Raw genomic sequence first — 18,712 nt, forward strand, 5'->3', positions numbered from 1 at the left:
CACATATTGTGCCGGCATCAAACCGCTTCAAAATGTTCCTTGACTTTGTGAATGAAGTCTTCGACAGCTTTGGGGCGGTGTTGGTGGGACGGAAGAACGTAGGAGCATTCAAACGGAATCATCGGAAACAAACGGCGGCTGACCACCAGGGGTCTTTGAAGTTCGCTGCAGTGAATGGATCCACGACAGTGATTCCCAAGTTGCCTCGGACAAAATTGCAGGCTGAATAGGCAAGAGTTGTCTCAATAGGCCGTTGATAATCGACGCCTGCATCATTGAGGGCAGACTCCAACCGAACTCGCAGTGGGTTGTTCTGGCCTAGCGAGATGATCTGTTCACCGCTCAGGTCGTGGAGATGAACCGAGTCCTGTGCGGCTAATCGATGGCTTGCTTGCATGACACAAACGGCGGGGACACTTTTCAAAGGAAAGGTGTCGACACCCGGATATTCTGCTTTGAGTTGGTGTACGAATCCCACATCAATCTGGTTCGCGGCCGCCAACTCTAAAACACTGAGTGAGTTCCTGACGTCGAGTGAAACCTCAACGCCTGGTCTCGACGCTGAATACTGGTTGATGCACTCGCACAAGACATTGAGGGCCAGGGCGCTGAGCGATGCAATTCGAAGGCGGCCAATGCGTACAGACTTGAGATCCCTCGCAACACGCTCGACTTGTTCGATGCCTCGATAGAACAAGTCGACCTCTCGGAACAGCACTTGTGCCTCAGCTCCTGGAATGAGACGATTTCCCTCTCTGCGGAAGAGGCGTATCCCGATGGTCTTTTCCAGGTCCTTGATCAGTCTGCTAACCGCCGGCTGACTCACCTGCAGTCGTTCTGCAGCAACGGTCATGCTGCCTGTCAGCATCACTTTGCGGAAAGCATCTAGCTGTCTTGGGTTTAGTTCCATGCCTCCAACTGTAAATTGTCGCGTGCTTTCTGTTGCATAACATTTTGTTATGTGCGTCCAATTGGATATGGGGTTGTGTTATGTATCCACCCAATCCATCATTTAGTCATTCACTGGGCAACAGATAAATCTGCTGTAGAAAAATGACATCAAATACCGAAACTCTTCTGACGGATGCCCGTCTCAAGTCTCCTGCTGCTGCACGACATTTGAAATACAACGAATTGCCTAAGCTTCAAGGAGAGAAGAAGAAATTCGACGAATTTCTGGCGGTTGATTTAGCTCACACCGCGATGCTGGTAGAGCAGGAGATTATTTCTCCAGAAGCGGGAAGTGCGATTTTGGAGCAGTTAATCGCCGCTAAAAAATTGGGGCAAGAAGATTTTCCTGTCGATGTTCGAAAAGGCAGCTTTCTACTACAGGTTGAATCTTTTCTATTCTCGGCAATCGGCGAAGATATCGGTGGTCAAATGCATACTGGCCGCAGCCGTATTGACCAAGGCGCAACCGTTCGCAGGCTGTATCAGCGCAATCGCTTGCTTGATGTGATGGCGCAGCTGGTCTCATTTCAGGCGGTGATTGCCGAGAAAGCCAGCAGACATGCGGGCACCATCATGCCCGGATACACCCACATGCAGCAGGCACAGCCCTGGGTTTTCGGGCACTACCTGCTCAGCTTCAGTTCTCGGCTGCACGATAGCTTCGAGCGCCTCACCCAGGCGTTTGCGCGGGTCAATCGCAACCCGTTGGGCGCAGTCGGGCTGGCGGGAACTTCCTGGCCGCTGAACCGCAGGCGCACTACGCAATTGCTGGGCTTTGATGGTCTGATCGAGAATTCGAAGCTGGGTCGTGAGGCCTTTTACGGCGTCGACGCATTGAGTGCGCTGTCGTTCGTGATGGCTGATCTCAATGATCTCGCGACAGACCTGCACATCTGGTCAAGCAGCGAGTTTGGTCTCGTGGAGTGTGATGACAGCTACTGTGGGACAAGCAGTATCTTTCCGCAAAAGAAGAATCCCTCAGCCTTGGAAACCATCCGCCGTGCGGCTGGCGGGTCGATGACCTGGGTCACAACCGCGCTGGCTACTTTTCGAGGGGAGGGCACAGGTGACCAGGCAATGCGTGAGTTACCAGTGCTCGATGAGGCCTTAACGACGACCGGGGCGATGCTGGACCTGTTCACCGGTGTCATGGAAACGCTCATCGTCCACGAGGGGCGCATGGCCCAATCACTTGAGAGCAGCTGGTGCACGTCCAGCAACCTTGCAGACCTCATCGTTCGCGAGCACAAGCTGTCTTTCCGCCAAGTCCATCACATTGTTGCCCGTGTTGTTCGCGATAGCTTGGCAGCAGGTGTTCTGCCCTATGAACTGACTGGTGCGATGCTTGACAGGGCCGCCGTGGATATCGGAGGGAAACCGCTGGGTCTGAGCGACGAATTTATTCAGACGGCACTGAATCCGCGCCGTTTTGTGGAGACTCGTATAACGGATGGAAGTGTGGGCCCTGCTCAGGTGGCCAAGCTACTCGGCCAAGCGCTGACGGACAACGCAGGTGATATTGATTGGCTGCATAGCACTCGGTTGAAGTTGGATGCTGCCAATGATGAGCTGGAGCATGCCGTCAACGAGATTGTTCAGGCCTCGATTCACGCGTGACCACTTGTCGGGCAGTGCGCCAACAGCCTGCCCTGCGCCGAGATTTTCGAATAAAGAAGACAAGAACAGCCCTGCCATACCCTTAATGGCAAATGCCTTCAACCTCAGTTGAAAAAATCATTTCCTGACTCACTGGATACTCCGATGATTAAGCACCTTGCAGCTCTTGCGGCCGTACTGACTCTTTCGTTCAATGCAGCCGCAGACACCTATCCCTCCAAGGCTATTACCCTGGTGGTGCCGTTTCCTCCAGGTGGAACCGTGAACTTGATGGGGCGCCTCATTGCAGATCGCATGGGATCACTTTTGGGACAACCAGTGGTGGTGGACAACCGCGCGGGGGCTGGCGGTACGATTGGTGCAGCCTACGCTGCGAAAGCTCAGGCAGATGGATACACCTTGCTGATGGGCTCCATGGGGCAAGCCGTGCAGCCGCTGCTGTACAAGAAGCTGTCTTTCAACGGCAACAAGGCTTTTACGCCGGTAGCTACCTTTGCCACGGTGCCAAATGTGCTGGCCGTATCCACTAACACTCCTGCGAAGAATCTCTCCGAGTTCGTGGCCTATGCAAAGGCCCACCCAGGCGGCCTGAACATGGCGTCCGCTGGTATCGGCTCCATCAATAACCTGACAGGTGAGATGTTCGAAAGCCGTGCGAACATCAAGCTGACCCATATCCCATACAAGGGTGCGTCGCCAGCCACCACAGATCTGCAAGCAGGGCAGGTCAACGTTCTATTTGCGAACCTGCCCAACGTTTTGCCATTCGCCAAGAGTGGCAAGGTGCGGTTGCTGGGAATCGCGTCGGACAAGCGCGCGGCCGCTATCCCAGAAGTTCCCACATTTGCCGAGGGTGGCGTGAAGGATGTGGTTGTTGAATCCTGGTATGGAATCATGGCTCCGGCTGGAACTTCGCCTGCCATCGTCAAGAAGCTCCAGGATACGATCTTGGCGATTGCACATGAGAGGGATTTCGTGGCACATCTGGCCGAGCAGGGTGCATATCCTTATCCCAATAATGCGGCTGACTTCGCCAAGCTGATGGATATGGAAGTAAGGCGCTGGACCGGAATCATCCAGAGCGCCAAGATCTCAATGGACTAACCAAGCCTCAGTCATGCCTTCCAGCTCCGTCAGTCTGGCGGCGCAAGCTGGCGGGTATGGAGGTAGACAGGTACAACTGGATATGGCGGACCGTGAATTAATTGTTCCACCGGCGATGCAATCTATAGTGGAGCGTGCGGGGTATGTGCCGGCCGTGAAGGTCGGCGCTACCGTTTTCTGTGCCGGGCAGGTTGGGCGCACTGTTGATCTAGAAGTGATTGGTGATCCCGAGGCGCAATTCCTGGCCTGCTGGGAGAATCTGCGCGCAGTGCTGGAAGAGGCAGGATGCACATTTGAGGATGTGGTTGATATGACCACCTACCATGTGCAGCTGAGCAAACATATGCCTGTTTTTCGCGAGGTGAAGAATAGGGTTTTTCCACGCGGCACCTGCGCATGGACGTCAATAGGCGTTGCTGAACTCGCACATCCAGGCTTGCTGGTCGAGATCAAGTGCGTGGCGGTAAAGCGAGAGTGGGAGCCAGCAGCTCCCTTAGCTGCAGAGCGGACCTCTGCCTGAGGCTTGAAGTATTGAACTGGCGAAGATGGTGGCCAGAACTTCAGGCAATCGATGCCACAACAGCCGATCAAGCAATGGCATTGGGTGTCTTACCCATGCTGAGATACATCGAGCGTAGTGCTGGCCTGACACGATATCCGAATAGTAGATTCTGGGTCGCTGCTTCATTTGCATCACTCCTGCCGCCTATGCGGTGGTTAGTGTGTTGCAACGACCGATTGAATCCATCGCCTCTATCAGACACTGCGCCTTTGGTAGCGAGTGCCAAATCACATTCATCCCTTGAAGATGAGACCGGCTTTTGGCAGCTCCCGAGGACAGGTAAGTTGGCAGAAGTAGGGAGTGCGGGAGACTGTAATTGGTTGTTCTATTGAGTTGGTATCGTGTTTGCGACTTTGGTTTTCCAGGGCACCCGACCGTGAATCAACTGGATCTTGTAGAGCCCGGTGATTGTCTCAGTCAAGGCGTTGTCATAACTGTCGCCCTTGCTGCCCACTGACGGTTCAATGCCCGCTTCAGCCAGCCGCTCGGTGTAGCGGATGTTGATGTACCGTGAACCTCTGTCGGAGTGGCGGACCAGGCTTCCATCGCGTTCTGCCGCCGCGCGTATAGAGATTGCTCCAGCGCACCGAGCACGAAATCCGTTCACATCGAGCTGCTTACCCGCCAGCCCACGATATGCCGGGCGAACACGCACATACAGGCAGCCCTGCCAGGTCGAGACGTATGTGAAGTCACTGACCCACAACTGGCTGGGTCCCTGCGCCCGGAATTGCCGGTTGACCTCGGTACAGCGGGCATGGTGCTTGGAATCACCGACGGTGGTGCACACGACCTTGCCGTGCATCACACCACGCAGCCCCAGCTTGCGCATCAATCGCTCGACTGTGCAACGAGCCACGACAACGCCTCCGCGTGCCAGTTGCCGCCAAACCTTGTCGGCGCCATAGACCTGCTGTTGGCTTGCCAGACACGTTCAAACTGTGGCATCTGCATCTCGTCGCGATGAGTGCGGGCACAGCGCTTATGTGGCTCGCGCAGCAGCTCCACATGTCTTCGATATGCCGACTGAGCGACCTGCGAGACCTTGCAGAGCGGCTTGACCCCGAAGGCATCGCGATGCTTGTCGATGAAAACCTTCAGGATTTGAGTCGGCGGTCGAGCTCCGCCTGGGCGAAAAACGCACTGGCCAGCTTCGATATCCGCTGCGCCTCGCTGGTCGTGACGCCTTCGCGCACGCCGGCATCGACTTCAGAGCGCTTACCCCATTCGTTCAAGGTCTGCGGCACGCAGCCAATCTTGGGCCCGTTGGACTCGATGGTCGCCTACAGAGATGGGTATTCCCCATGGTGCTGCACCATCCTCACGGCCCGTTCACGGACTGCAGGCGAGAACTTGTTCGACTTCTTCATGGCTCAATCCTCTCAGAGTGTTGAGCCTCCTCAAAAGCCGGGGCGATTCACGATGCTTCGTGGACCGTGGCCTTAGCCACTTTTGGCGAGACACCTGTCAAGGACACGCACGGTTTCGTACAGAATCCGTGTGCCATCGAGCAACTGACCTGGATTGATCCACTCCTCTGGAGCATGACTGCGGCCATTGAGGCAAGGGATGAAGATCATGCCTATAGGACCGGTTGGAGCCATGTAGACGGCATCGTGGCCCGCGCCGCTAGGCATGCGCATGCTGGCGTAGGCGAGGTTATCGCAAGCCTGTTCGATACCCTTCATCACCAGTTCCTGGCAATCCGTGGGCAGGGAGCGACTTACATCGTTCATTTCGGCGCGCACGCGCAATTCGGCAAGGCCTGCCTGAACTTCTGCAAACAGTTCGTCGGGAAAGGTGTCGAGAACGCCTTGCGCATCGCTGCGCACTTCCATCATCATCTCCACCATGCCGGGCACGGCGTTCGAGGCGTTGGGCGTGAGCGAAAGGCGCCCCACCGTGGCTACCACGTAATGGGGCTTTCCCGCGAGCGCAGAGGCTTTGCGATTAGCTGCATCGATGACGCGTGATGCGCCCACGAGCGCATCGTGGCGAATGTCCATGGGCGTGGTGCCTGCATGATCTGCCTGACCATGCACGATGAAGGAAACGCGGCGAATGCCTACGATATTGGTGACCACACCAATCGGCAATTTCTTCTGCTCTAGCACGGGGCCCTGCTCAATGTGTAGTTCAACGAAGGCTGCCGTACTGTCCTTGCTACGCAGCGGTTGGTTCAGTGCTTCCGGATTGGCACCGATGCGGCGCATGCCCTCCGCCAGTGTTTCACCCTGAGGATCCTTCGCGGCCAACATGCCTGCATCAAGCTTGCCAGAGATGGCACGGCTTCCGATACAGGAGATGCCGTAGTCACTGGGCTCCTCGGAGAGAAAATCGATCACTTCGAATGGGTGCTGCAGGGCGATGCCGTTTTCGTGGAGCGCGTGAGCCACTTCAATGCCTGCAAGTACGCCGATGATGCCGTCGAAGCGGCCGCCCATCATTACCGTGTCGCAATGCGATCCGGTCACGATGGGGGATCGTTCTGGAGCACTTGCAGCCGCAGGCAGGCGACCCACAAGGTTGCCGCCAGCGTCGAGGTGCACCTGCATGCCCGCCGCCTTGAACTCGCTAGCAAGCCACTCACGAGCCTTTTCGAACTCTGGCGAAAAGGCTCGGCGTGTCCAGGGAATTTCGGGGAGCGTGAACGTGGATAGGGTCTCAATGCGGCGCCATAGGCGCTCGGCATTCAGCGGTGGGAAAAGAGGCTGGGATGTCATGCTGTGAGTAGTCGGGTCAGTCATCGTATGAAGGGGCTACGCCGGTTGCTGCATGTGGACGCAGGAAGCGGCCGTCGCCCGGCTGGTTCAGTACCCTGGCACCGTCGTACACATGCTGGCCGCGGCACCAAGTGCTTGCCACGCGCACGGTGAATTCCATGCCTTCGAACGAACTCCACTGCACGGCGGAAAGGCTGGAGGATGGGTCGAACGTATGGCGTTCGGGCTTCAGAATGACGATGTCCGCATCCATGCCCGCATCCAACGTGCCCTTGCGGTCATCCAGAAGGAAGTGGCGTGCTGGGTTGCGCGATAGCTGGCGCACTACCATTGATGGCTCTATGCCGTGCTGTTCGCAGCCAGTCCAGAATGCGGGCAGCAGGGTTTCCAAGCCCGGTCCGCCAGAAGAGTTCTTGAAGACATCGGGATTGCCCTTGCGCTCCAGGCCCCAACTCACATGGTCGGAGGAGACGAAGGTGCAGGCATCGCGTGCGATATGTGTCCACAGCAGATCGACTTCCGCCTTGGGGCGGATAGGGGGATAGTGCTTGGTCTTGGCACCGAAGCGACGGGTATGTTCCTCATGGTTGAGCATGAGGTACTGGATGCATGTCTCGATAGTGGATGCATTGCCGCTGCGACGGTACATGTCGCACAGCTCGAAACCTCGCGAAGTGGATACATGCACGGCATGCGCTCGGGCTCCGGTTTCAGCACCCAGTTCGTAGATGATGCCGGTCGCTAAGTTCTCGATCAATGGTGTATGGGCACGCATGAAAGCATCCCATCCGGTGTCGCCTGCGTCCTGAAGGCGGCGGATGTTCTTGCGGGTGAGTTCCTGCATCTGGTTGTGTACACCGCACACCAGGCCCGATGGAGCGATGAGCTTGAAAGCTTCGAACAAATCGTCTTCATCCACTCGCGGAAAACGGCCCGGTGTGGCTTCAAAGGTAGAAAACTTGAATGCACACACCCCTCCTTCAATAAGATCGGCGGCAGCCTGCAGACCATGCTGGGGATTGAGCGTGCCAAACAGGGCCACGTCCACATGGCAGTCACGCTCGACTTCGGCGATCTTCGCATCGAGATGCGGGCGCGAGGCCACCGGTTCCGGATCGTCGTAGGGCATGTCCACCATCACCGTCACACCACCCGCCGCAGCAGCGCGAGATGCCCAACCCAATCCTTCTTGGCCGGCCTGGCTGCCTGAATGCACCTGGCCATCGACCACGCCGGGAACGACCCACTGGCCGCGCGCATCCACCTTTTCTCGGGCAGCAGGGGCATTACCTTGGCCGCGGGCCGCAATCTTGCTACCGCGAACGCCCAGCCAGCCGTCTTGCACAACACCTCGTGCGTCAACGATATTGCCTTGAACGACAAGGTCAAAGTCACTCATCTTGAGTCTCCTAATCACTGCAAATGAGAAAAGTGTAGGAGTGCACATAAAGAAATGTCATATGCTTTTATGTGCATAGAAATTAACATTAGGTTATTAGTGATATGAAGTTGAATCTGCGCCAAATAGAGGTATTCCGAGCCATGATGCTCAGCGGCTCCATTAGCGGGGCGGCCAAGTTGCTCTATGTCTCTCAGCCAGCAGTGAGCCGCCTCATTGGCTACACGGAGCAACGGCTTGGGTTCAAGCTGTTCGAGCGCATCAAGGGTCGACTTCATCCAACGCCAGAGGCACACCGGCTTTTTGAGGAAGTGACGGCTCTGTACCAAAACGTGCAGAGAGTGAATGAAGTCGCGGATAACCTATCGCTTAACAGGGAGGGGCATATCCGTATCGCATGCAGCCCCAATATCGGGCAGTCCCTCATGCCTCGAGCGGTGGCCCGGTTTACTCAGCTCTTCCCAGAGGTGAGAGTGGTACTGCACACCCACATACCGCATGTCATGTTGCAGGCGTTACTGACTCAGCAAGTCGAGCTTGGCGTTACCTATATGCCGATTCCACATCCAAGCTTCGAGATGCAGCCTCTATATGAGAACCGCATCGTTGCCGTGCTGCCGCAGGATCACCCGCTCGCCGATCGCGATCAGATTTCGAGCCGTGACTTGCAGGGAGAGCGCTTCATTGGGTACGGCAGTGATATTCCATTCAGTCAATTGGTTCACCGGATATTTGGCAGCGAGGAGAATCAGCCGTCTGCACGTGTGGAAGTGCAACAGGCCCACGTGGCATGTGCCATGGTTCAAGCTGGGGTTGGTGTAGCGCTGGTCGACGAACTCACTATTCGTGGCCCTTCCTGGTCCAACATCGTGGCCATTCCAGTAGCCCCTATGGTTCATGCCCCTATCCATGCCTTTAATCTAGCCCTGCAACCTATGTCGCGCTTGGCCCAGGAGTTTGTGGGCGTTCTGAAATCCTTGGATGAATCCAAGCGTTAACCATTGCTGGAAGGTACTCGCATCAACCGGATGGAGTGGTTAGACAGCCCCTTGATTCAATCCCTAGTGATTTGAAGCCTACTTTCCGCCCCTGGGATTTTCCCTAAACGAAGGATAGGTGCGGTCGCTCCAGGTTGGTGCATGAGTAGCCTCTCGAAGAACGAGTTTCAGGCGGTTTCTCCTTTGTTTCAAAGGCTTTGGCAGGAAAGCGCCATGAAGCACCAAAATCAACCATTAACATGATGTTAAGTTGTCGCAATAAAAAGTAATGCGACATTGTTGATTGTCGTCTCTAGCATCCGTTGCATTCAATAGCTCTTTGACGTGACCTCCGGCAGTTTCTGTAGGCGTCACGGACAAAGTCCTCGAATGATCAATCTGGAGTAGCAATGGGACGTATCTTGACTCTCAAAGACGTGGAATCTGCAGTGCGCGGCGGTTCCGTTTTCGCATGCGGTGGTGGCGGCTGGGCCGACCATGGTCGCGAACTAGGCACGATGGCGGTGACTATCGGCCGCCCGGAACTGGTGGACATGTCCGAAGTGGCGGATGACGCTTGGATCGCCACGGCCGCCGCCATTGGTGCGCCGGGTGGACTGACCGACTGGGAAATGCTGGGCATGGACTACGTCAAGGCCGCCCGACTGGTGCAGGAAGAGTTGGGCGCGCCACTGCACGGCCTAATCATTGGCCAGAACGGTATGTCCAGCACGCTCAACGCATGGCTACCATCCGCTGTGCTGGGCACCAAGGTGATCGATGCTGTTGGGGATCTGCGCGCACACCCCACCGGCGACATGGGCTCGCTCGGCTTGGCCAGCAGCCCGGAGCCAATGATCCAGGCAGCCGTGGGCGGTAAGCGCGCCAACAACTCGTACATCGAGTTGGTGGTACGCGGCGCCACTGCCAAGGTCTCGCCGATTCTGCGCAAGGCCTCCGACATGTCCGGCGGCTTCATCGCCAGCTGCCGCAACCCGATCAGGGCTTCCTATGTGCGCCAGCATGCAGCGTTGGGTGGCATCAGCCGTGCACTGGCATTGGGCGAGGCCATCATCGCCGCGCAAGGCAAGGGCGGCACGGCCATCGTGGACGCCATCTGCAAGCAGACCGGCGGCAGCATCATCGGCAGCGGCAAGGTCACGGCCAACACACTGCGCTACACGGATGAGGCGTTCGACGTGGGCGTGATCGAGATCGGCGAAGGCGCACGCAAGCGCCGCATCCATGTGATGAACGAGCACATGGCCGTGGAAGACGCCGATGGTCAGCGCATCGCCACCTATCCGGACGTGATCACCACGCTGGATACCGACGGCAACCCGGTGAGTGCCGGCGAGGTGCGCGAAGGCACGGAGATCCTGATCTTCCACGTGGGCAAGAGCCTGATTCCGCTGTCTTCCAGCATCAGCGATCCGGCCGTGTATCCGCCCGTGGAAAGGGCCCTGGGCATCAACATCAGCAACTACGCACTGGGCAAGGAATAACGATGAGCCGCGAAGATTTCAAGGTACACGGCGGCAACGAGCTGCGTTGCAAGGGCTGGCGCCAGGAAGCGCTGCTGCGCCTGATGGAGAACGTGCTGGCCGTGGGCGAAGACCCGGACAACCTCATTGTGTATGCGGCCCTCGGCCGCGCCGCGCGCGACTGGCCGTCGCACAACGCCATCGTGCACGCGCTGCGCAACCTGGAAGAAGACCAGACACTGCTGGTGCAGTCGGGCAAGCCCATCGGTGTGCTGCGCACGCACGCGGCCGCGCCGCTGGTCATCATGGCGAACTGCAATATGGTGGGCCAGTGGGCCAAGGCCGAGAATTTCTACCAGTGGGAGAAGGACAACCTGATCTGCTGGGGCGGCCTCACCGCCGGTGACTGGCAATACATCGGTTCGCAGGGCGTGATCCAGGGCACGTACGAGATCTTCTCGCGCATTGCCGAGCGTCACTTCAACAACGATCTGCGTGGCCGCTTCATTCTGACGGCTGGCCTGGGCGGCATGGGGGGTGCACAACCGCTCGCCGGCGCCATGGCAGGCGCGGCGATCCTGACGGTGGAAATCAACCCCGAGCGCATCGAAAAGCGCATGCAGATCGGCTTCCTGCAAAAACGTGCCGACACGCTGGACGAAGCGCTCGCCATGATCCGCGAAGCGCAGGACAGGCGGGAGCCCATCTCCGTGGGCCTGCTGGGCAATGCCTCCGAGATCTTCCCGGAGATCCTGGCGCGTGGCATCACGCCCGATATCGTGACCGATCAGACCTCTGCCCACGACCTGGTGTATGGCTACATTCCCGCGGGCTACACGCTCGAGGAAGTGGTGGAACTGCGCAAGACCGATATCACGAAGTTGATGGACGCCAGCCGCGCATCCATCGTGCACCATGTGACGGCCATGGTGGGTTTCCAGGACAAGGGCTCCGTGGTGTTCGACAACGGCAACCTCATTCGTACGCATGCGAAGCAGGGTGGCGTGGAGCGCGCCTTCGAGATCCCGGTGTTTACCGAAGCCTTCCTGCGTCCGCTGTTCGCTCGTGCCATCGGTCCATTCCGCTGGATTGCCCTTTCCAACGATCCGGACGACATTCGCAAGATTGACGACTTCCTGCTGCGCCGCTTTGCGGACAACCGCATCGTCGCCAACTGGGTGCGCCTGGCGCGCGAGAACGTGCCCTTCGAAGGCCTGCCGGCGCGCATCGCGTGGCTGGGCCACGGCGAGCGTACGGAGTTGGCGCTCGAAGTCAACCGTATGGTGCGCGATGGCGAACTGAGTGGCCCCATCGCCTTTACGCGTGATCACCTCGATGCGGGAGCTATGGCGCACCCTAACATCATGACGGAGAACATGCGCGATGGCTCCGACGCAATTGCCGACTGGCCGCTGCTCAATGCCATGCTGACTTGCTCTTCCTCCGCCGACCTGGTGGCCATCCACTCCGGTGGTGGTGGCTACAGCGGCTACATGACCAGCGCAGGTGTCACCGTAGTGGCCGACGGCACCGCGCAGGCGGATGAGCGACTGAATCTCTCGCTCACCAACGACACGGCCAGTGGCGTGCTTCGCTATGCCGACGCGGGCTACGAAGAGGCGCTGGACGAGGTGCAGAAGAAGGGCATCGCACGCATCGACACGGGCGCCCACGCCTGACGATCCAGGCTTGTCCTGGGGTTGCTTGATGACACCTGCCGACGCATGTATCCAAAACCATGCGTGGGTGGTGTTACTCACGACTTTAGGCATATCTCCAACTCAACTAACCCCAACCACCATGACCCACCCTATAGCTTCCGCCCATTTGGGAGCCGCACAGGCCTCGGTCGGCACCTCCCAGCGCGTGTCCCATGACGAGCGATCTAGCAAGCGTGCCGTGATTGCCGCATCCACCGGCAATGCGCTGGAGTGGTATGACTTCACGGTCTACGCGCTGTTTGCCGTCTACATCGGCCAGAACTTCTTCCAGAATGAGAACCCCACGGTACAGCTCTTGGCATCGTTCATCGCGTTCGGCATCGGCTATATCGCTCGTCCGTTGGGAGCGCTCATCCTCGGCTCCTATGGCGACCGCAAGGGCCGCAAGGCGGCGCTCACCCTGACCATCATGCTGATGGCCGTAGGCACACTGCTCATTGCCATCGCTCCTCCGTATACGGCCATCGGCATCGGCGCGCCGCTGTTGATCGTGGCGGGTCGCGTGCTGCAGGGCTTCTCCGCCGGCGGCGAAGTGGGCGGCGCCACTGCGTTTCTCGTCGAGCACGCCCCACCGGCCAAGCGTGGTCTCTATGCTTCGTGGCTGCAGGCCAGCATGGGCATCAGCAATATGATGGCCGCGCTGGTGGCCACCGCTGTCACCATGCTCTTCACCACGCAGCAGGTGCATGACTGGGCCTGGCGCATTCCGTTCATCATCGGCCTGGCCATTGCCCCCGTTGGCCTGTGGATGCGCCGCGCGCTGGATGAAACTCCGCATTTCAAGGAGCAGGTAGAACGCGCCGCAGCGTCTGGTGAAGCCGAGAAGAAAACTCCCATGCTGCAGGTGCTGCGTGAATGCCCACGCCAACTGCTGACGGGCCTGGGCCTCTCCGTGCTGTGGGCGGCCGCACCTTACGCGCTCATCATCTACCTGCCCATCTATGTGCAGAAGAATATGGGCTTCGAGAGTTCGCAGGCATTTACCGCTGCGTTCATCGGCAATATTTTTCTGGTGGCCGGTTGCCTTATCTCCGGCACGCTGTCCGATCGCTTCGGCCGCCGCAACATGCTTCGCTTTGGTGCCATCCTGCTGTTGGTCGGAGCCTACCCGCTGATGGCCTGGCTGCATGGCAACCACACCACGATGGCGCTGATCATCGTGCAGTCGGCCATGTGCTCCATGGTAGCCCTGTTCGTGGGCGCCGCGCCTGCCGCGCTGTCCGAGATTTTCCCCACGTCCGTGCGTTCCTCGGGCATGTCCCTGTCGTACAACGCGGCCGTGACGGTGCTCGGTGGTTTTGCTCCCGCGCTGCTCACCTGGATCACCTACAAGACCGGTGTCGCCTATGCCCCCGCGCTGTACGTAATGGCGGCGGCCGTGGTGGCGCTCATCGCAATCAGTTTCCTCCCCGCACGCAGCGAAGACTGATAGAGAACTTCCGGCCTGCTCTACTACCTGACCCATAAACACGATATGAAGAAAATAGACAGCTGCCGTTCATGGCTTGGCCGGATCATGCTGGCGACAACGTTCGCTATCGTTGGCACGGGTTGCTCCCTGACGCAGTCAGGGAAGATCGATGCGGCAATTAGCAAGTCCGCGCAGCCGGAAGTCACTCCAGCAGCCGAGTTGGTGCTGCTGGGTGTGGCGGGCGGCCCCACCTGGTATGGCAAGGAGTCGCCCCACGGCATTTCCTCCGCACTCGTGGTGGATGGCAAGGCCTATATCGTTGATCTGGGTTCTGGCGCCTATCGCCAGCTGCGCCGTGCAGGCATCCAGCCAGGCAGCGAAGCGGCCGTGTTCTTCACGCATCTGCATACCGACCATGTGATCGACCTGGCCAGCATGCTCATGTACGACCCGAGCGCGCGCCGCCGCGCCAGGGCGCAGTTGGAGATCTTCGGTCCGGGCCGCCGTGGCGTGCTGCCCCCGCTGGCGGACGGCATGAAGGGGGATGTAGTGGTGCATCCCGAGAACCCGAACGCCGGCACGGTGGATCTGGTCGATGCCATGCTGGGCGGCATGGCGGCGGATCTGAACATCCGCGTGCGCAGCGAAGGCGTGCCGGATGTGCGTCAGTTCTTCCAGGCGCATGACATCGCCTTGCCGGCAGGTCTGGTGGTGGATCCGAACACGAACCCGCCACCACCCATGGAACCCTTCAAGGTATGGGAAGACGCCCGCGTGAAGGTCAGCGCTATCCTGGTGCCGCATGGGTTGGTGTTTCCGAACTTCGCCTATCGCTTCGACACGGTACATGGCTCGGTCGTGTTTTCCGGCGATACGGCGGCCAGCGACAGCTTGGTGAAGTTGGCACGCGGCGCTGATGTCCTTGTGCACGAAGCCATCGATCCGGCCTGGGTCAGCCATATCGTCGGCCCCAAGCCCTGGGATGCCCGTCAGCAAGCACTCGCAAAGCAACTGCTGGAAGCGCATGCCACGCCGCGTGAAGTGGGCGAGATCGCCACGCGCGCTGGTGTGAAGCGCCTGGTGCTGTCGCACCTGGTGCCGGGCGACGCACCGCGTGAGCACTGGGAGCAGGCACGCGACACCTTCAAGGGGCCAGTCGTTGTGGGTGAAGACCTGATGCGTCTGCCGCTCACCAAGACAGGTCTTTAACGAAATCCATGAAGGGGCTGCAAACAGGCGGCTCTTTCACTTGGCGCCATGTATGTGGCATGGAAACGGCGCGATGCCTGAACGCACGGCCTCAGCGTTGTATTTCTTCATTTTTCAGAACAACTCACAACATGAACTCTCTTTGCTGCTTTTTGCCGCGTGTGCCTCTGCGCACCCTGACGCTGGCCGTTCTGGCTAGTCTGAATCTGCAAGTCCATGCAGCCGTCGAACTCAATGGCCGCAACGCCACGCCGGACGTTATCACCCGCATCACCCTGGGGGAGCGCGTGCAGGTGGCGCCCGCCGCCATGGCGCGTGTGAAGAAGGCTCATGAAGTGCTCATGGCTGCCGCCGCTGCCGGCCAGAAGATCTATGGCCTGACTGTAGGCGTGGGGCAGAACAAGGACCGCGATATGGTCGACGCCCATGGCCAGCTCAGCCCCGAGGTGATCAAGGCGTCACAGGAATTCAACATTGGCCTGCTGCATGCGCATGCGGGTGGCGTGGGCCCTGACGCGCCTGTGCAGGATGTGCGCGCCGCCATGGCTGCGCGTCTCAACGCGTTGCTCGATGGTGGCGCAGGCGTGCAGGCATCCATCGTCGAAGCCTATGTGCAGTTCCTGAACCACGGCATCACGCCCGCCATGCCTGCGCTGGGCTCCATTGGCGAGGCCGACATCACGCTGCTGAGCCATGTGGGCACGGCCATGATGGGCGAGGGCGATGTGTACTACCAGGGCCGCAAGCAGCCGGCGGCGGAGGTGCTCAGGCAATTGAACATCCGCCCGATCGAGCCCGTGGGCAAGGATGCGCTGTCTATTCTCAGCTCCAACGCCTACGCCAGCGGCATGGCGGCGCTGGCCCTGCAGGACATGGCGCACTTCAACCGCATCTCGCAGTTGGTGTTCGCTCTCAGCCTGCAGGCGCTCAATGGCAATGTGTCGCCGTTCCTGAAGGATTCGCTGGCGCTGCACCCTTTCCCGCAGACGCAGAAGGCCGGTGAGGACCTGCGTCATCTGCTCGATGGCTCCAGCCTCTGGAATGCTGATGACAAGCGTGCGCTGCAGGACCCACTGAGCTTCCGCACCGGCGTCTATCTGCTGGGTGAACAGGCGCTGGCACTGGAGCAGGCGAGTGCTCAACTCGCAGTGCAGTTGAACTCGTCCGACGACAACCCCGGCGTGGCCGTGGGGGCGAAGCCCGCTTCCGACCGCGCGCAGGAAAAGCGCGCCTATGTGGAGGGCCTGGGCGCGGTGCTGCCGGATGCCAATTTCGAGCCACTGCCGTGGGTGCTGGCCATGGAGAAGTCGGGCCTGTCGCTGGCGCACAGCGCACTTGCGTCGGCGCAGCGCGTGGTCAAGCTCAATGATCCGGCCTTCACGGGGCTCAGCCGTTTCCTCGGCACGGAGTACAGCGTGCATGCCTTTGGCGCCATGGAAAAGCCCGTCATGGCGCTGGCCATGCAAAGCCTGCGTCTAGCCCAGCCCGCCTCGATGAACTACCTGCCCGTAGCCGGCAACATCGAGGACGTCGCCACCAACGCGCCCATCGTGGCCCAGAACTTTCGCCAGCAGATCCAGACGGGTTATCAACTGCTCGGCGTGGAGCTGGTACATGCAGCACAGGCCATCGATCTGCGACGCACCAAGGATCCGAACTTCCGACTCTCGCCCGCGACCGCCGAGCTCTTTGACGCGCTGCGCAATCAGGTGGCGTTCCTCGACAAGGACCGCGCGCTGACGCTGGATTTTCGCGCCGCTGCCGAGCTGCTGCGCACTTTCCGCTGATCGCACAGAAGCAACACACGGAAAAAAGAAGAAAGGAGCAATGACCATGAAACCACCTAATCACCCGCTAGCCTTCTGCGTGGCCATCGCTGCTGCTGCCTTGTACGCGAGTACGGCACAAGCGCAGAGTTCGGTCACGCTCTATGGCCTCATTGACGCCAGCGCGCGCTACGAACACAGCAATAAGGGCAACGTCACCTCCGTGGTCGATGGCGCCGATGCCGGGTGGGGCGGAAGCCGCTGGGGCTTTCTCGGCTCCGAGGACCTGGGCGGCGGCCTAAAGGCCATCATGAACCTGGAAGGTGGCTTGAATATCGACGCCGGTACTTTGCGCGGCGGCAAGGCCTTTGGCCGTACTGCAATGGTGGGCCTAGCAAGCTCATATGGCGAGATCACACTGGGGCGTCAGTACAACGCGCTGTACTACACCGGCTCCTGGCACAGTGACCCTACCTATGTCTCCAGTTGGTCGCCCACCGTGGTCCATCAACTGGACTTTGCCTGGGACAACGCCATCGCCTACACGGGCCGCGTTGGCGACTACATTGCCCGCGCCACGTTCGCACCAGGTGAGCAGCACGGCTCCAAGGGCAACCGGCAGGCCGTCAGCTTGCTGTACAACGGCCATCCTTTCGGCGTGGCAGCAGGTTACGGCAGCGTCAAGGATAAAAACTGGTCCACGGCCAACCTCGGCGCCTATTACGAGATTGGCAAACTCACCCTTCAGACCACCTACTATCGAACGACGAATGAGCCTTATAGCGGTGCCCGGCGCATTACCACGCGGGGTTTGGGAGGCTTCTACCAGTTCACGCCCGAGATCGAGTTGACGGCTGCCTTCTGGCACACAAGGAGCGCTCTCGATAGCGGAGTGCAGCGTGAACGGAAGGGATTAGTGGCTGCGCGCTACAGCCTTTCCAAACGTACACGTCTATATGCGGAGGCCGATCATGCTCGGAGTAATGGCGACATCCGACGTAAATCTGGGGTCCAGTTGGGAGTTCAGCATTCATTCTGACTCCGAAACCAGCAGGCTCGGATTGTTTTTAGTGTTAACTTTGGGATGAATTTCAACGCCGGTATCTTGAATTTGGACTTGATCCTGTCCGATGCTCCATCGGGTCAACTGTCTGAATGTTTGACGCCGCCATCAAGCGCCTGATGGGATGCCCTCAAATTGGCAAAACATCCAGGATATGGGGGGATTGCAAGTGCTTGTTTTTGTTGAAATTTGGTTGTGTTTGCGACTTTATTTGCCCGGAACAGTTGAGGCTCTCGGTCAATAAAGTCGTAACAGCGAGGTGGCATCCATGCGAATTTCCGGGCAGCGGTAGTGTGGTTCTGGTGCCGTAGATCAGCGTGTCACTGAAAATCACTCTGACGGAGCTTTTTTGAAGTGGATGGCCTTCAGTTCGCCAGTGCTTCAGTTCTGCGTTTTTCCAAGTCGAGCCCACAAGGCGAGATAGCAGCGTTGATCAGTCGACATACGAGCCTGCCACGGACAGGCAGTTCGTGACCAGACAAGAGCGCTCGCTTGCCACTGAGGCGCTTAAGCTGGTCGCTTGGGGACAGTTAATGCAGCTTGTATTTCCGATTATGTATCGGAGGTTCTCAAATCATCATTGAGCCAGTGATTGCTATGGAACCGTCCAACTACCAGCAACTGGTCACTTCCATGTGCCGTCTACTCCGTCGCTGTTTCAGCAGGTGGATTCCGACGCCGTGCTTGTGAGGCGTAAATCTAGTTAATCCATACCACCGAGCCGC

13 protein-coding genes, 1 pseudogene and 1 other annotated feature are annotated in these 18,712 nt (G+C 58.8%); of the genes and pseudogenes, 10 read left to right on the top strand and 4 right to left on the bottom strand.

Annotation, left to right across the window (positions count from 1 at the left end; genetic code table 11):
• Positions 1-118: 118 nt before the first annotated feature.
• Entirely contained in the window at positions 119-910 is a 792-nt protein-coding gene (locus ACLBXN_RS04465; RefSeq protein ID WP_447611294.1) for a LysR substrate-binding domain-containing protein, read from the bottom strand.
• A 143-nt stretch (positions 911-1,053) separates the two neighbouring features.
• Here ACLBXN_RS04465 and argH point away from each other — a divergent pair, with 143 nt between their 5' ends.
• The 3 genes from argH (at position 1,054) to ACLBXN_RS04480 (ending at position 4,192) form a co-directional block, all read left to right on the top strand.
• A complete protein-coding gene (gene argH / locus ACLBXN_RS04470; RefSeq protein WP_447611295.1) occupies positions 1,054-2,568 on the top strand; it encodes an argininosuccinate lyase in 1,515 nt (504 codons plus the stop codon).
• A 144-nt stretch (positions 2,569-2,712) separates the two neighbouring features.
• Positions 2,713-3,672 (top strand): Bug family tripartite tricarboxylate transporter substrate binding protein, encoded by a 960-nt coding sequence (locus tag ACLBXN_RS04475; RefSeq protein WP_447611296.1) that lies wholly within the window; start codon positions 2,713-2,715, stop codon positions 3,670-3,672.
• Positions 3,673-3,685: 13 nt separating this feature from the next.
• Entirely contained in the window at positions 3,686-4,192 is a 507-nt protein-coding gene (locus ACLBXN_RS04480; RefSeq protein WP_447611297.1) for a RidA family protein, read from the top strand.
• Positions 4,193-4,565: 373 nt separating this feature from the next.
• Here the strand turns inward: ACLBXN_RS04480 and ACLBXN_RS04485 are convergent.
• The 3 genes and pseudogenes from ACLBXN_RS04485 to ACLBXN_RS04495 all read right to left on the bottom strand — a co-directional run.
• Positions 4,566-5,604: pseudogene (locus tag ACLBXN_RS04485) on the bottom strand (IS3 family transposase); the annotation flags it as partial.
• Positions 5,261-5,377, bottom strand: a sequence feature (AL1L pseudoknot). Its footprint overlaps the pseudogene before it by 117 nt.
• Positions 5,605-5,676: 72 nt before the next feature.
• Complete coding sequence (locus tag ACLBXN_RS04490; RefSeq protein ID WP_447611298.1) at positions 5,677-6,957, bottom strand: allantoate amidohydrolase; 1,281 nt, start codon at positions 6,955-6,957, stop codon at positions 5,677-5,679.
• A gap of 16 nt (positions 6,958-6,973) precedes the next feature.
• Positions 6,974-8,356 carry a dihydroorotase gene (locus ACLBXN_RS04495; RefSeq protein WP_447611299.1) on the bottom strand — a complete coding sequence of 461 codons (1,383 nt, stop codon included), beginning with the start codon at positions 8,354-8,356 and terminating at the stop codon, positions 6,974-6,976.
• Between the two features lie 104 nt (positions 8,357-8,460).
• On the opposite strand from ACLBXN_RS04495, the gene ACLBXN_RS04500 reads away from it, so the two are divergent.
• The 7 genes from ACLBXN_RS04500 (at position 8,461) to ACLBXN_RS04530 (ending at position 17,963) form a co-directional block, all read left to right on the top strand.
• Positions 8,461-9,354: a LysR substrate-binding domain-containing protein gene (locus tag ACLBXN_RS04500; protein ID WP_211455733.1), complete on the top strand. Its 894-nt coding sequence runs from the start codon at positions 8,461-8,463 to the stop codon at positions 9,352-9,354.
• Positions 9,355-9,743: 389 nt separating this feature from the next.
• The gene (locus tag ACLBXN_RS04505; protein ID WP_447611300.1) at positions 9,744-10,838 is read left to right on the top strand and encodes a DUF917 domain-containing protein; all 1,095 of its coding nucleotides are present in this window, start codon (positions 9,744-9,746) and stop codon (positions 10,836-10,838) included.
• Between the two features lie 2 nt (positions 10,839-10,840).
• Positions 10,841-12,496, top strand: a complete 1,656-nt coding sequence (locus tag ACLBXN_RS04510; protein ID WP_447611301.1) for a urocanate hydratase — start codon at positions 10,841-10,843, stop codon at positions 12,494-12,496.
• A 148-nt stretch (positions 12,497-12,644) separates the two neighbouring features.
• Positions 12,645-13,967 (top strand): MFS transporter, encoded by a 1,323-nt coding sequence (locus ACLBXN_RS04515; RefSeq protein WP_447611607.1) that lies wholly within the window; start codon positions 12,645-12,647, stop codon positions 13,965-13,967.
• A gap of 45 nt (positions 13,968-14,012) precedes the next feature.
• Entirely contained in the window at positions 14,013-15,158 is a 1,146-nt protein-coding gene (locus tag ACLBXN_RS04520; RefSeq protein WP_447611302.1) for an MBL fold metallo-hydrolase, read from the top strand.
• Between the two features lie 131 nt (positions 15,159-15,289).
• Positions 15,290-16,945 (top strand): HAL/PAL/TAL family ammonia-lyase, encoded by a 1,656-nt coding sequence (locus ACLBXN_RS04525; protein ID WP_447611303.1) that lies wholly within the window; start codon positions 15,290-15,292, stop codon positions 16,943-16,945.
• A 46-nt stretch (positions 16,946-16,991) separates the two neighbouring features.
• A complete protein-coding gene (locus ACLBXN_RS04530; RefSeq protein WP_447611304.1) occupies positions 16,992-17,963 on the top strand; it encodes a porin in 972 nt (323 codons plus the stop codon).
• Positions 17,964-18,712: the final 749 nt, after the last annotated feature.

Source organism: Comamonas sp. C24C (genome assembly GCF_053345995.1).

What these genes read in the sequence shown, in the direction of transcription:
- ACLBXN_RS04465 (WP_447611294.1), bottom strand. Translation starts at nt 910, where the DNA reads ATGGAACTAAACCCAAGACAGCTAGATGCTTTCCGCAAAGTGATGCTG.
- argH (WP_447611295.1), top strand. Translation starts at nt 1,054, where the DNA reads ATGACATCAAATACCGAAACTCTTCTGACGGATGCCCGTCTCAAGTCT.
- ACLBXN_RS04475 (WP_447611296.1), top strand. Translation starts at nt 2,713, where the DNA reads ATGATTAAGCACCTTGCAGCTCTTGCGGCCGTACTGACTCTTTCGTTC.
- ACLBXN_RS04480 (WP_447611297.1), top strand. Translation starts at nt 3,686, where the DNA reads ATGCCTTCCAGCTCCGTCAGTCTGGCGGCGCAAGCTGGCGGGTATGGA.
- ACLBXN_RS04490 (WP_447611298.1), bottom strand. Translation starts at nt 6,957, where the DNA reads ATGACATCCCAGCCTCTTTTCCCACCGCTGAATGCCGAGCGCCTATGG.
- ACLBXN_RS04495 (WP_447611299.1), bottom strand. Translation starts at nt 8,356, where the DNA reads ATGAGTGACTTTGACCTTGTCGTTCAAGGCAATATCGTTGACGCACGA.
- ACLBXN_RS04500 (WP_211455733.1), top strand. Translation starts at nt 8,461, where the DNA reads ATGAAGTTGAATCTGCGCCAAATAGAGGTATTCCGAGCCATGATGCTC.
- ACLBXN_RS04505 (WP_447611300.1), top strand. Translation starts at nt 9,744, where the DNA reads ATGGGACGTATCTTGACTCTCAAAGACGTGGAATCTGCAGTGCGCGGC.
- ACLBXN_RS04510 (WP_447611301.1), top strand. Translation starts at nt 10,841, where the DNA reads ATGAGCCGCGAAGATTTCAAGGTACACGGCGGCAACGAGCTGCGTTGC.
- ACLBXN_RS04520 (WP_447611302.1), top strand. Translation starts at nt 14,013, where the DNA reads ATGAAGAAAATAGACAGCTGCCGTTCATGGCTTGGCCGGATCATGCTG.
- ACLBXN_RS04525 (WP_447611303.1), top strand. Translation starts at nt 15,290, where the DNA reads ATGAACTCTCTTTGCTGCTTTTTGCCGCGTGTGCCTCTGCGCACCCTG.
- ACLBXN_RS04530 (WP_447611304.1), top strand. Translation starts at nt 16,992, where the DNA reads ATGAAACCACCTAATCACCCGCTAGCCTTCTGCGTGGCCATCGCTGCT.